This is a genomic window from Reyranella sp., from assembly GCF_965279465.1.
GTDB lineage: Bacteria > Pseudomonadota > Alphaproteobacteria > Reyranellales > Reyranellaceae > Reyranella.
Map to the genome: position 1 here is coordinate 2,549,784 of NZ_OZ257242.1, position 13,686 is coordinate 2,563,469.

General features: G+C 66.4%; 12 protein-coding genes. 10 read left to right on the top strand and 2 right to left on the bottom strand.

The genetic code is table 11. The features are described from left to right. Positions 1–23: 23 nt before the first annotated feature. Positions 24–1,070 (bottom strand): C-terminal binding protein, encoded by a 1,047-nt coding sequence (locus tag ACQY8M_RS12485; RefSeq protein WP_428672369.1) that lies wholly within the window; start codon positions 1,068–1,070, stop codon positions 24–26. 70 nt (positions 1,071–1,140) lie between these two features. Between ACQY8M_RS12485 and ACQY8M_RS12490 the strand changes: the two genes are divergently transcribed. The 6 genes from ACQY8M_RS12490 to ACQY8M_RS12515 all read left to right on the top strand — a co-directional run bounded on the left by ACQY8M_RS12490 (position 1,141) and on the right by ACQY8M_RS12515 (position 8,808). Then, positions 1,141–2,676, top strand: a complete 1,536-nt coding sequence (locus tag ACQY8M_RS12490) for an alkaline phosphatase family protein (RefSeq protein WP_428672371.1) — start codon at positions 1,141–1,143, stop codon at positions 2,674–2,676. Between the two features lie 17 nt (positions 2,677–2,693). After that, on the top strand, positions 2,694–3,392 hold the full coding sequence (gene pcaH / locus ACQY8M_RS12495; RefSeq protein WP_428675354.1) for a protocatechuate 3,4-dioxygenase subunit beta: 699 nt from the start codon (positions 2,694–2,696) through the stop codon (positions 3,390–3,392). Positions 3,393–3,394: 2 nt separating this feature from the next. Then, positions 3,395–3,958, top strand: a complete 564-nt coding sequence (gene pcaG / locus ACQY8M_RS12500) for a protocatechuate 3,4-dioxygenase subunit alpha (RefSeq protein WP_428672373.1) — start codon at positions 3,395–3,397, stop codon at positions 3,956–3,958. A 23-nt stretch (positions 3,959–3,981) separates the two neighbouring features. Beyond that, positions 3,982–5,640 carry an N-acyl-D-amino-acid deacylase family protein gene (locus ACQY8M_RS12505; protein ID WP_428672375.1) on the top strand — a complete coding sequence of 553 codons (1,659 nt, stop codon included), beginning with the start codon at positions 3,982–3,984 and terminating at the stop codon, positions 5,638–5,640. A gap of 149 nt (positions 5,641–5,789) precedes the next feature. After that, the gene (locus tag ACQY8M_RS12510) at positions 5,790–7,154 is read left to right on the top strand and encodes an ankyrin repeat domain-containing protein (protein ID WP_428672377.1); all 1,365 of its coding nucleotides are present in this window, start codon (positions 5,790–5,792) and stop codon (positions 7,152–7,154) included. A gap of 67 nt (positions 7,155–7,221) precedes the next feature. Next, positions 7,222–8,808, top strand: coding sequence for an ABC transporter substrate-binding protein (locus ACQY8M_RS12515; protein ID WP_428672379.1), 1,587 nt, complete (start codon positions 7,222–7,224; stop codon positions 8,806–8,808). Between the two features lie 97 nt (positions 8,809–8,905). Here the strand turns inward: ACQY8M_RS12515 and greB are convergent, their stop codons facing one another. Then, positions 8,906–9,457, bottom strand: coding sequence for a transcription elongation factor GreB (gene greB / locus ACQY8M_RS12520; protein ID WP_428672381.1), 552 nt, complete (start codon positions 9,455–9,457; stop codon positions 8,906–8,908). 27 nt (positions 9,458–9,484) lie between these two features. Between greB and ACQY8M_RS12525 the strand changes: the two genes are divergently transcribed. The 4 genes from ACQY8M_RS12525 to ureC all read left to right on the top strand — a co-directional run bounded on the left by ACQY8M_RS12525 (position 9,485) and on the right by ureC (position 13,647). After that, positions 9,485–10,303 (top strand): urease accessory protein UreD, encoded by an 819-nt coding sequence (locus ACQY8M_RS12525; RefSeq protein ID WP_428672383.1) that lies wholly within the window; start codon positions 9,485–9,487, stop codon positions 10,301–10,303. An 89-nt stretch (positions 10,304–10,392) separates the two neighbouring features. Next, the gene (locus ACQY8M_RS12530) at positions 10,393–11,199 is read left to right on the top strand and encodes a hypothetical protein (RefSeq protein ID WP_428672385.1); all 807 of its coding nucleotides are present in this window, start codon (positions 10,393–10,395) and stop codon (positions 11,197–11,199) included. 81 nt (positions 11,200–11,280) lie between these two features. Then, the gene (locus ACQY8M_RS12535; protein WP_428672387.1) at positions 11,281–11,583 is read left to right on the top strand and encodes an urease subunit gamma; all 303 of its coding nucleotides are present in this window, start codon (positions 11,281–11,283) and stop codon (positions 11,581–11,583) included. A 12-nt stretch (positions 11,584–11,595) separates the two neighbouring features. After that, complete coding sequence (gene ureC, locus ACQY8M_RS12540) at positions 11,596–13,647, top strand: urease subunit alpha (protein WP_428672389.1); 2,052 nt, start codon at positions 11,596–11,598, stop codon at positions 13,645–13,647. Positions 13,648–13,686: the final 39 nt, after the last annotated feature.

Below are 13,686 nucleotides of genomic sequence, written 5' to 3' on the forward strand. Positions count from 1 at the left end.
GTCCTGGGCGTTTAGCGCGTTGCCTAGTTGCCCGGACCACGTTCCATCGAGTAGGGCTGCCAACGCTCGAGCTTGGACTTTTCCAGCACCGCGGGATTGACGCAGGCGCGCGGCCACTTGCCGCCCAGCACGAGTGCCATCTCGGCGCCGACACGGCGCTTGCGGGCGGTATCGAAGCGGCTCGAAGCCGAGGCGACGTGCGCCGTCAGGATCACGTTCTCCATGCCGAGCAACGGGTTGTTGTGGCCGATCGGCTCGACCTCCACGACGTCGAGGCCGGCGCCGGCGATCCAGCCTTCCTGCAGCGCCTTGATCATGGCCGGCTCGTCGACGGTCGAGCCGCGGCCGGTGTTCACGAACAGCGCGGTCTTCTTCATCTTACGGAACTGCGCTTCCTTCATCAGGTGATGCGCGTCCTTGGTGCCGGGCGCATGCATGGAGACGATGTCGGAGCGCTGCAGCAGCTCGTCGTAGCCGACCGGCTGCACGCCGTAGTCGGACATCACCAGCTCCTCGATGTAGGGATCGTAGGCAAGCATCTGGAAGCCGAACGGCGCGGCGCGCTTGGCGACGGCGCGCGCGACATGGCCGAAGGAGATGAAGCCCAGCGTCATGCCCATGAGACGGGGGAACTGATAGAGCATCGGCCGCGCCTTGCCCCATTCGCCCTTGCGCACCATCTGGTCCTGCACCACGAGGCGGCGCCACGACGCGAGGATCAGGGTCATGGCATGGTCGGCCACCTCCTCGATGAAGGTGTCGGGGCAGTTGGTCACAGGAATGCCGAGCGCGGTCGCAGCCTCGACGTCGACCGAGTCGACGCCGACGCTGGCGAGCGAGACGACCTTCAGCTTCTTGCCGGCCTGGATCACCTTGGCGGTGATGCGCGGGCGGCCCTTGCCGTAGATCGCGTCGGCATCGACGGCCGCGGCCGCGAGCTCGTCCTCGCCGCCCTTGACCTCGACGATCTCCGCTCCGATGCCCGCCAGCGCCTCCATCTCGAGCGAGTGGTCGGCGCCCGGGACGCCGGTACCGGGGCCGGCCGTTGTCACTATTTTGAATTTCGCCACGTCTAGTCTCCTCCAGTGCCTTGACGGCACTCTAGCGTATTATCGTGCCGGTCCAACCTTGAGGAAACGCATGCCAGCCGCCAAGAACGTGTTGTTGATCGTGGTCGACCAGTGGCGCGGCCTGATGCTGCCCAAGCTCGGGGCGGATTACCTGAAGCTGCCCAATCTGGACAAGCTCTGCGCCGAGGGCGTCACCTTCCGCAACCATTTCACGCAAGCAGTGCCGTGTGGGCCGGCGCGCGCCAGCCTGCTGACCGGCATGTACATGATGAACCATCGGGCGGTGCAGAACACCATCCCGCTCGATTCGCGCTTCACCAACCTGGCGCACGAGCTGCGCCGCGGCGGCTACGATCCCGCGCTGGTCGGCTACACCACGACTACGCCCGACCCGCGCAGGACGGCGCCCAACGATCCGCGCTTCTTCGTGCTGGGCGACATCATGGACGGCTTCCATTCGGTCGGCGCGTTCGAGAATCGCGACGCCTATTTCGGCTGGGTCGCGGGCCAGGGCTTCAAGTTCCCCGCGGTGCGTGAAGACATCTGGAAGCCGCAGGGCGCGTCCGACGGCGGCGCGACGGCACAGCCGGCCGTAATCCCGAAGGAACTCTCCGACAGCGCCTGGTTCACCGAGCGCGGGCTCGCCTACCTTCAGGGCCGTGCGGGACGGCCGCCGTGGTTCCTGCATCTCGGCTACTACCGGCCGCATCCGCCGTTCATCGCCTCCGAACCGTACAACGCGATGTACCAGCCGGAGGACATGCCCAAGCCGGTGCGCGCGGCGTCGGCGGCCGAGGAGGCCAAGCAGAACGCGCTGCTCGCTTACTATGTGAACAACATCAACCAGGCGAGCTTCTTCCAGGACGGCAAGGGGCTGGGCTCGGAGATGACCGAGGCGCAGATCGCCCAAATGCGCGCGACCTATTGCGGGCTGATGAGCGAGATCGACCATCATCTCGGCCGGGTGTTCGATTACCTCAAGGCGACCGGCCAATGGAACGACACGCTGATCGTGTTTACCTGCGACCATGGCGAGCAGGCAGGCGACCATCACCTGCTGGGCAAGATCGCCTACTTCGACGAGTCGTATCGCATCCCGATGATCATCCGCGATCCGAGGGAGGAGGCGAACGGCACGCGCGGCACGATTGTCGACAAATTCACCGAGACCGTCGACACCACGCCGACCATCCTCGACTGGCTCGGCCTGCCGATCCCGCGTCAGGTCGACGGCCGCTCGCTGCTGCCGTTCTGCGAGGGCGACGTGCCGCCCGACTGGCGCACCGAGGTGCACTACGAGTACGACTTCCGCGACCTGCATTACAGCAAGCCTGAATCCTCGCTCGGTGTTCCGATGGACAAGTGCGGCCTCGCCGTCGTCCAGGACGAGCACTACAAGTATGTCCACTTCGCCGCCCTGCCGCCCCTCTTCTTCGACCTGAAGAAGGATCCTGGCCAGTTCGTGAACCGTGCCGCCGATCCGGCCTACGCCGCCCGGATGGGCGAATACGCCCACAAGATGCTGAATTGGCGCATCGGCTTCGCGGATCGTACGCTGACCGGATACCGCGCCACGCCGAAGGGGCTGGAGGTGCGCGCCGCGTGAGCGGTAAACTCGGGCCCATGGAAAAGGAAATCTACCGTCGCGCGCCGGCTGACGCGCATCCGCCCAATCTGTCGCCCGAGTACAAGTCGACGGTCGGCCGCGCGCCGCGCCAGCCCGCGATCGTGCTGCCGCACACCTTGTCGGAGATCACCGGTCCGCTGCTCGAGAGCGAGCGGCTCGACGCGCTGGAGAACGATCTCACCAGGCAGCGCTCCGGCGAACCGCTGGGTGAGCGCATCATCGTGCACGGCCGGGTGCTCGATCAGGACGGCAAGGCGGTGCCGAAGGCCATCGTCGAGATCTGGCAATGCAACGCCGCGGGCCGCTACCATCATCCGGGCGACCAGCACGACGCGCCGCTCGATCCAAACTTCTACGGCGGCGGGCGCGTACGAGCCGACGAGGATGGCCGCTATCAGTTCATCACCATCAAGCCCGGCGCCTATCCGTGGAAGAACCACCACAATGCCTGGCGGCCGGCGCATATCCATTTCTCGCTGTTCGGCCCCGCCTTCGCCACGCGCCTGATCACGCAGATGTACTTCCCCAACGATCCGCTGCTCGGCTACGACCCGATCTACAACTCGGTGCCGGAGGGTGCGCGCAAACGGCTGCAGGCGTCGTTCGACATGGACTCGACGCGGCCGGAATGGGCGCTCGCCTACAAGTTCGATATCGTTCTGCGCGGCCGCAATGCCACGCCGATGGAAGGCTAGATATGTCGCAAGGATTGACGCCATCGCAGACGATCGGGCCGTTCTATTTCGGCACCATCATCAAGGCCTATCACCATCAGCTCGCCCCTCCGGGCGTGGCGGGCGAGCGGATCGAGCTCGCGCTGACCCTGTATGACGGAGCGGGCGTGATCGTGCCGGACGGGCTGTTCGAGGTCTGGCAGGCCAACAGCCATGGCCGCTACAACCATCCCGAGGATCGCCGCAACCTGCCGCTAGATGCCGGCTTCGATGGTTATGGTCGCGCCTCGACCGACACCAAGGGGTGTGCGCGATTCAGCTCGGTGAAGCCCGGCCGGGTGCCGTGGCCCCAGGGCGGCATGCAGGCGCCCCACATCAGCATTTCGATCTTCGCGCGCGGGCTCCTGAACCGCGTCGCGACGCGGCTCTATTTCGACGGCGATCCGGCCAATGCCGAAGATCCTGTGCTGAAGATGATCGATCCGGAGCGCCGCGCGACCTTGCTCGCCAAGCAGGACGACAAGGGCGTGTGGGGCCTTCCCGTCCATCTCGGCGGCCCAAAGGAGACCGTCTTCTTCGACTGCTGAATAACAACGACAGGGGAAACGCCATGACCTACGACATCGTCATCCGCGGCGGCTGCATCGTCGACGGAACGGGCAGTTCTGCTTTCACCGGCGATGTCGCGGTGAGTGACGGCAAGATCGTCGCCATCGGCAGGGTGGCGGAGAAGGGACGGCGCGAGATCGGCGCCGACGGTTTGACCGTCACGCCGGGCTTCGTCGACATCCACACCCATCTCGATGCGCAGATCGGATGGGACCCGAATTGCACGCCGGTGAGCTGGCACGGGGTCACCACCGCGCTGCTCGGCAATTGCGGCGTGACCTTCGCGCCCTGCCGGCCACAGGACAAGGAACTGCTCGCCGGCATGATGGAGACGGTCGAGGACATTCCGCGCCATGCGATCCTGAACGGCCTGCCGTGGTCGTGGGAGGATTACGGCGGCTACCTCGATGCGGTCGAGAAGCTCCGGCCCGGCATCAACATTGCGGGCCTCGTCGGCCACAGCGCGGTGCGCTTCTACGTCATGGGCGAGCGCGCGGTCGAGGAGCAGGCGACCGACGCGGAGCGTGCCGAGATGGCCGATGTCGTCGCGCGCTCGATCGATCGCGGCGCCGTCGGCTTCTCGACCAACCGTTTCGCGCCGCACAAGCTGCCCGATGGCCGCTCGATCCCTGGCACCTTCGCCGATCCCGCCGAGCTGGTGGCGATCGCCAGGGTCGTTGGGCCCCGCGGTGCGCTGATGCAGGCGGTCGGCGCCGACGGCGACGTGCTGCGCACCATCGCCGATGCCGCCGACGGACGCCTGCTGTTCAGCTACGGAACGGGCGGCGCCGACCTGGCGATGGCACAGGAACGCAGGACCGCGCTCGAGGCCTTGTGCGTGGGCCGCGACATGACGGCGATCACCCAGGTCCGCGCGTCGGGCATGATCTACGGGCTGCAGGCTGGACTGCCGGTGCGCGGCGCGGCCTGGTCGCGGCTGCGCAGGATGCCCACCCTCGCGGAGCGCGTCGCCGCGGTCGGCGATCCCGAGTTCCATGCACAGCTGATGGCCGAGGCCAAGGCCAACGGTTTCAAGCAGAATCTCGGCACGCCGGTCGAAAAGGTCTTCTATCTCGGCGACGGCCCGACGCCGGCCTATACGGCGGGCGACGAGATGAACCTTTGTGCCATGGCCGCCGCGCGCGGCGAGCATTGGGCGGAAACCTTCCTGCGCATCGGCCGCGAGTCGAACGGCAAGGGCCTGTTCACCCTGCGCATGTTCAACTCGAACCTCGACGCGTTGCGGCACATGTTCAAGAGCGACCGCTGCTTCCCGAGCCTCGGCGATGCCGGCGCGCACGTCACGCAGGTGATGGATGCCGGCTGGGCGACCTTCATGCTGTCCTATTGGGTGCGTGAGACCGGCTTCTTCTCGCTCGAGGAAGCGGTGCGCCTGATGACGAAGGTGCCGGCGCGCATCATGGGCCTGAAGGACCGCGGCACGCTCGCGGTTGGCCAGCGCGCCGACATCAACGTGTTCGACGCCGCCACCGTGGCCGAGAAGCACCCCGAGCTGGTAAACGACTTCCCGGGCGGCGCGGCGCGCTTCATCCAGCGCGCGACCGGCTACAAGGCGACCCTGGTCAACGGCCACGTCAACGTGGTCGACGGCGAGCATACCGGCGCTCGCGCCGGAGCGGTGCTGCGCCACGCTGGCTGAGCCGAAGCTGAACCGCTAGAGTACGGGTGGCCGGACAAGGCGGCCACCCGTCCGCGGAAAGGGCTCAGCCCGCCTGCCAAAGATTCTTCGGTCTTTCGACCTTTCCTGCCCGCGCGCGGACACCGGGCCTCTGGGAAAGGGAGAATCACGTGTTGCCCCCAAATCCGTCGAAGGAACATCTGCGCAAGCAGGCCAAGCGTCTGGCCAGGGACAAGTCGCTGAAGCTCGCCGTCGCGCAACGCCAGCTTGCCGCCGAGCATGGTGCTGCGAGCTGGGCCGATCTCAAGCGGCAGGTGGAGGCTGCCGTGCCGCTGTCGCCTCTGAGCGCGGCGGCAAGGTCCGGCGATGTCGCTTCGGTGCGTCGCCTGCTGGCAGACGGCGCCAGTCCCGAAGGCGAGTCGAGTGATAATGGCCCGCCGCTCTGGCACGCCTGTACGTCACGGGCTCCGGCCGAGACCCGTCTCGCGATCGTCGACGCACTGCTCGACGCTGGCGCCAATCCGCGCAACGACGCGGCCGGCGAGACGGCACTGCATGCCGCGGCCGCCCGCGGGCCCTTGGCGCTGGTCGAACGGCTGATCGTCGGCAATGCACTCGAATGGCAGCCTGATCGCAAGGGCAGGGTGGCTCTTGGATCGGCGAAGCGCGGCAAGGCCGCCGACAAGGCGGAGATCGTCGCACTACTTGACCGCGCACGGATCGCAGACCCGTCCTTTCGGGCGGCCGTGAAGGCCTTGCAGAAGGGCGACTCTGGGCGATTGGGACGCCTCCTCGACGCCGAGCCGCGCCTGTTGCGCGAGCGCATCCTGGGTCCCGAGGCCTATCGCAAGGCGAGCCGCTTCCAGTACTTCCGCGACCCCAGGCTCTTCTGGTTCATCGCCAACAATCCGACGCTGATGAAGCGTATGCCGGCGAATATGGTCGAGGTCGCGCAGACCATGATCGCGCGCGGTGTCGACAAGGCCGATCTCGACTATGCGCTCGAGCTGGTGATGACCAGTTCACCCGCGCGCGAGCAGGGCCTGCAGGGGCCGTTGATCGCGTGCCTGATCGAGGCTGGAGCGACCGCCTCGCCGCAAGCGATCGACACGACCCTCGCGCATTGGGAACTCGAGCCGGTGCGGACTCTGCTCGCCGGCGGCCTGCCGCTGACGGCCGGCATTGCAGCCGCGCTCGGCGATCTCGATCGTTTGCCCGCGTTGCTGGCGGAAGCGTCGCGCGAGGAGATCCAGCGCGCGCTCGGGCTCGCGGCAATCAATCGCGAGAACGTCGCCGCACGGATGGCCCTGGACGCCGGCGCCGACCCCAACGGCTTTCTGCCCGTGCACACGCATAGCCTGCCGCTGCACCAGGCGGCGATCGACGAGAACCTGGAGCTGATGGAGCTGCTGGTCTCGCGCGGCGCTCGCACCGACATTGCGGATCCGCTGTGGGGCGCCACGCCGCTCGATTGGGCGATCCACAACGGCAAGACCCGGGCGCGGGCCTATCTCGAGCGCCTCACGAAACCCTGACAGCGTGTGTGCGAGCGCTTGGCACGGGAGTCGCATGGTCGTGGCGCCAATCATTGAGGGTGCCGCCATGCAGATCAGACGCCGTTCGCTTCTCGCCGGGACTGCGGCGCTCGCGCTGCCGCCGTCCGTGCGGGCGCAGCAGGAAAAGGTCGTGCGCTACGGCATCTACATGACCGACATCCCGCTCACCACGGGCCAGCCCGATCGCGGCGCCTACGCCTATGTCTATACCGGCCTGACGATCTACGATCCGCTGGTGGCGTGGGAACTCGACGTCACCGACCGGCCGGGCAAGATGATCCCCGGTCTTGCGACCGAATGGTCGGTCGACGAATCGGACAAGACCCTATGGACCTTCAAGCTGCGCGACGGCGTGAAATTCCACGACGGCTCGGCCTTCAACGCCGATGCGGTGATCTGGAACCTCGACAAGATCTTCAACAAGGACTGCCCGCAGTTCGATACGCGCCAGTCCGTGCAGGTGCGGCCGCGCCTGCCGAGCCTGGCGAGCTACCGCAAGGCCGGCGACATGGCGGTCGAGCTCAAGACCAAGTCGGTCGATTCGCTGTTCCCCTATCAGCTGCTGTGGTTCCTGGTCTCGAGCCCCGCGCAGTGGGAGAAGGTCGGCAGGGACTGGAACAAGTTCGCCTCGGAGCCCGCCGGCACCGGGCCGTTCAAGCTCTCGCGCCTGGTGCCGCGCGAGCGCGCCGAGCTCGTCAGGAACGACGGCTATTGGAACCCCAAGCGCATCCCAAAGGTAGATCGCATCATCCTGATGTGCGTGCCTGAGGATTCCGGTCGCAGCGCGGCGCTGATCTCCGGCACGGTCGACATGATCGACGCGCCCGTGCCCGACATGATCGACCGGCTGAAGCAGAGCGGCGCGCGGATCTCGAGCAACATCACGCCGCATGTCTTCCAGTACCATCCGTCGGTCTATGAAGGCTCGCCCTGGGCCGACGTGCGGGTGCGCAAGGCGGCGAACCTCGCGATCGACCGCGACGCGATCGTGAAGCTGCTGAACGGCATGGTGCGGCCCGCCTACGGCGAGGTCGACAGGACCAGCCCGTGGTTCGGCAAGCCGACCTTCGAGATCAGGTATGCGCCCGACGAGGCGCGCAAGCTGATGGTGGAAGCCGGTTACAGCAAATCGAAGCCGATGGCCTCGCGCATCTCGATCCAGGCCAGCGGCACCAACCAGACCGTCAACGAAGCGCTCCAGGAGATGCTGAAGGAGGTCTATATCGACATCTCCTTCAAGCCGGTCGAGCTCGAGATGCTGATGACCGGATGGCGCGGCGGCGCCAAGGCCGACATGAACAAGGACGTGACCGCGACCAACGTCACGCACGTCACCTCCGACCCGGTCTATGCCGTAAATCGCTTCTTTGCGTCAGACCAGGCCGCGCCGGTGGGCGTCAACTGGAGCGGCTACAGGAACCCCGAGATCGACAAGCTCGTGCTCGAGATGCAGAACACCTTCGATCCGGCGAAGCAGGACGAGCTGGCGGCATTGGCCCACGCCAGGGCGGTCGACGACGCGGTGATGATCTGGGTCTATCACGACACCACGCCGCGCGCGCTGTCACCCCGGATCAAGACTTTCGTCCAGGCCCAGAGCTGGTTCCAGGACCTGGCGCTGCTTTCGATGTAACCAAGAGCGCTCCCAGCAAGATCGTGAATGCGCTGCGCGAGTGGCAAAGCCGATGCTGTGAAAACCGCCCTCCGAAGAGGTGAGCGAGTTCTTCAGCCTAACGATACTCGACCTTCACGATCTCCAGCTCTTCCACACCGGCCGGCGTGCGCAGCTTCACCACGTCGCCTTCCTCGGCGCGCAGCAGCGCCTTGGCGATCGGCGAGATCCAGCTCACGTGGCCCTTGGCGAGATCGACCTCGTCGACGCCGACGATCTTGACCGTGCGCTCCTCGCCTTTTTCAGTGGCGGTGGTGACGGTGGCGCCGAAGAATACCTTGTCGGTCTTGCCGCGCTTGGCCGAGTCGACGACCTCGGCATTGGCCAGCCGCTTGCTGAGATAACGGACGCGGCGGTCGATCTCGCGCAACCGCTTCTTGCCGTAGATGTAGTCGCCGTTCTCCGAGCGATCACCGTTGCCAGCGGCCCAGCTCACGACCTTCACCACCTCCGGCCGCTCCTTGCGCAAGAACGCGTCGAGCTCGTCCCGCAGGCGCGCGAAGCCCTCCGGGGTCATGTAGTTCTTGGCGGTGATCGGCAGCCCGCCGGACTCTTCCGGCAGGTCGTCCTCGTCGTCACCGTCGCTTTCTCTGGTGAAGGCCTTGCTCATTTCGGTCCTTAATCTATCACGGAGTCGATGAACGCCCCCGCCCTTCCTCGCATGCAACGGTCCTCCGGCGAAAGCCGGGTGGTCTTCGCGGTGCGCGACGGGGCAACGCGGCTCACCGACCTCTATCAACGCGATCCCTGCAGGGTCTTGTTCCCCGATCCTGAACCCGGGGAGCCGCCGCAGGCCGTCCTGGTGACCACATCGGGGGGCGTGACCGGCGGCGACGTGCTGAAAATGGCGATCGAGGTCGGGCCCGGCGGGGAAGCAATGGTCGCGACCCAGGCGGCCGAGAAGATCTACCGCGCCTCGAAGTCGAGCGATCCCTGCACGATGGATATCGCCGTGACGGTAGGCGAGGGCGCGATCCTCGACTGGTTCCCGCAGGAGACGATCGTGTTCCAGGGTGCCCACCTGAAGCGCCGCACCGTCGCGGAGGTCGCCGCGGGCGGATCGCTCCTCGCCTGCGAGATGGTGGTGCTGGGCCGTGCAGCCTCGGGCGAACGTTTCACCGGTGGCCTGTTGCTCGATGCCTGGTCGGTGCGCCGTGCCGGAAAGCTGGTCTGGACTGACACGCTCCGCGTCGAAGGCGAGACGCCTACCGGTGCGGGCTTCGGCGCCGCAAACGCGCTCGCGACCGTGATCGGCGTTTGGGACGAGCCCCAGACCCGCTTCGAGAACGCCCGCGCGCTGCTCGAGTTCGCAGACAGGGTGAGGGCAGGGGTGACCCTGGTAAATGGGGTATTGGTCGCCCGCCTGTTGGGCGAGGCGACAGCGGTCCGGGCGGCGACGACGCGCTTTCTCGGCGATTTCCGCGGCAAACGGCTGCCGCGTGTCTGGCATATCTGAGGCGACGAGCGCGACTGCAGTGATCTCCGGTGGACAGGAAAAGCTCGGCTTTCTCAACTTCCGCTGTTCAATACCTCGGGAGGGCGCAGGTGGCTCACGACGATCCGGCACGGCCGGCGATGCCCATGGATGAGCAAGCGCTCGAAGCGGAGCTGCAAGCGGCGGAGATCGAGGCGCGGGCCCGTCGCTGGAACTGGGGCTGGGTCAACAGGCCGATCACGCTGTGGGCGTTGAGCACGATCGCGGTGGGCGTGCTGAGTTTCACCTACACCCAGTTCTCGACCTGCCGGGCACGGGTGGACACGGACTCCGCGCGCTATATGCGCCTGGTCGAGGAGTTGAGCTTCCGCAGCGGCGCGATCTACGGCATCGCGCGTGGAGCGGACACGGATATCGCGGCGGTGCTCTCCGTGTTGGATCCGGCTCAGACGTACCTGTTCGCGGAGTTCAAGGACAGGCTGCCGAACGAGCTGGTCGCCGAAGCCCGTCAGTTGCTGCGCAAGTGGCATTCCAGGGAACTTTCAGCCTATGAGGTCGCGTCGCGCGATCGGGCCACCGAGCTGATGAAGAAGGCCATGGCCGGTTCCGCGGCCGATGGTCAGCCATTCAGCGTGCAGACCTACCTCGAATTCATCCTCAAGGATCCGCCCGGCCCCGGCATCACGGCATCGGTCGCCGGAATGGCCGCGCCCGGTGGCGTTTTCGACCTGCTGACGGGCTGGACCGTGGTCCACCGGGTGCTGCGGGTCGAGCATCAGTCGGCAAGCCTCGCCACCGTTTCGGATTGGGCGCGTGCCCTGGGGAACGGCTTCGCCGCTTTCACGGCCGACGATGCGCAACTACAGCTGGCGTCGACCAGGACATGCCTCAGGCGCGCCTTCTGGCCCTTCGATTGACCGCGCCGGCGCCTGCGGCGCCTTTGGCATATTTGATGCAGCCTGCGGCGCGCTATAGTCGGCTCGGCTGACGGGGGAAACATGAATCTGACGCCTCGGGAAAAGGACAAGTTGCTGGTCGCCATGGCGGCCAACGTGGCGCGCCGCCGGCTCGAGCGCGGCGTGAAGCTCAACCATCCCGAGGCTGTGGCGCTGATCACCGATTTCGTCGTCGAGGGGGCGCGCGATGGGCGCTCGGTCGCCGAACTGATGCGCGACGGCGGCACGGTCATCCGCCGCGAGCAGGTGATGGAGGGCGTCGCCGAGATGATCCACGACATCCAGGTCGAGGCGACCTTCCCCGACGGCACCAAGCTCGTCACCGTCCACAATCCGATTCGCTGAAGGAACACCGCCATGAAGCCAGGTGAGATCCTTCCGGCGGCGGGCGAGCTCGAGCTCAACGTCGCGAAGAACCGCAATCCGATCACCATCGAGGTCGCCAACACCGGCGACCGGCCGATCCAGGTCGGCAGCCACTATCATTTCTTCGAGACCAACGACGCGCTGGAGTTCGACCGCAAGCGCGCCAAGGGCATGCGCCTCGACATCGCCGCCGGCACCGCAGTGCGCTTCGAGCCCGGCCAGTCGCGCACCGTGCGGCTGACGCCTTACCTGGGCTCGCGCGAGAGCCACGGCTTCCAGGCAAAGGTCTCGGGCAAGCTGGGATCCATCGCCAAGGTCGGTCCTTCGAACGAAGGTCCGACGAAAATCTCGCGCGCGGCCTATGCGGGCATGTTCGGTCCGACCGTGGGAGACAAGGTACGGCTTGCCGACACCGATCTCTTCATCGAGGTCGAGACGGACCACACGACCTACGGCGAGGAGGTGAAGTTCGGCGGCGGCAAGGTGATCCGCGATGGCATGGGACAGAGCCAGCGCACGCGCGCGCAGGGCGCGGTCGACACCGTGATCACCAACGCGCTGATCCTCGACCACTGGGGCATCGTGAAGGCCGACATCGGCCTCAAGGACGGCCGCATCTTCGCCATCGGCAAGGCCGGCAATCCCGACGTCCAGCCGGGCGTGAACATCATTATCGGGCCGGGCACCGAGGCGATCGCGGGCGAAGGCAAGATCGTCACCGCGGGCGGAATCGACTGCCACATCCACTTCATCGCCCCGCAACAGGTCGACGACGCGCTCTATAGCGGTGTCACCACCATGATGGGCGGCGGCACCGGGCCCGCGCACGGCACGCTCGCCACCACGGTGACGCCGGGCCCGTGGCACATGGGCCGCATGCTGCAGGCCGCCGAAGGCCTGCCGATGAATCTCGGCTTCTTCGGCAAGGGCAACACCAGCAAGCCGGCCGGCATCAAGGAGCAGGTCGAGGGTGGCGCCTGCGGTCTCAAGCTGCACGAGGACTGGGGCACCACGCCGGCCGCCATCGACAACTGCCTGACGGTCGCCGACCGGATGGATGTGCAGGTCGCGATCCATACCGACACGCTGAACGAGTCGGGTTTCGTCGAGACCACACGTGCCGCCTTCAAGGGCCGCGCCATCGCCACGTTCCACACCGAGGGCGCCGGCGGCGGCCATGCGCCGGACATCATTCGTCTCGCCGGCGAGAAAAACGTGCTGCCGTCATCGACCAACCCGACGATGCCTTACACGGTGAACACCGTGGACGAGCATCTCGACATGCTGATGGTGTGCCATCATCTCGATGCACGCATTCCCGAGGACGTGGCGTTCGCCGAAAGCCGTATCCGCAAGGAGACGATCGCGGCGGAAGATATTCTCCACGACATGGGCGCCTTCTCGATGATGTCGTCGGACAGCCAGGCCATGGGCCGGGTCGGCGAGGTGATCATCCGGACCTGGCAGACCGCCGACAAGATGAAGAAGCAGCGCGGGCGGCTAAAGGAAGAGCAGGGCGACAACGACAATGTCCGCGCCAAGCGCTACGTCGCCAAGTACACGATCAACCCGGCCATCACGCACGGCATCTCGCGCCATGTCGGCTCGGTCGAAGCGGGCAAGCGCGCCGACCTGGTGATGTGGGCGCCAGCCTTTTTCGGCGCCAAGCCCGACATGGTGCTGATCGGCGGCTCGATCGTGGCGGCTCCCATGGGCGATCCCAATGCCTCGATCCCGACGCCGCAGCCTGTGCACTACCGGCCGATGTTCGGCGCCTTCGGCAGGAGCCTCGTCGCGAGCCCGGTGCTGTTCACGTCGGCCGCGGCCATCGCCAAGGGTGTGGCGAAGAAATGGGGCATCACACGGCCGATGGCGGCAGTGAAGGGCACGCGCAAGATCGGCAAGAAGGACATGGTGCATAATTCGCTCTGCCCCAACATCGAGGTCGATCCCGAGACCTACGAGGTCCGTGCCGACGGCGAGCTGCTGACCTGTGAGCCTGCGCAGGTGCTGGCCATGGCGCAACGGTATTTCCTGTTCTGATGCCTCCCTTCGTTGCGACACCAATGCTGTCATCCCGAG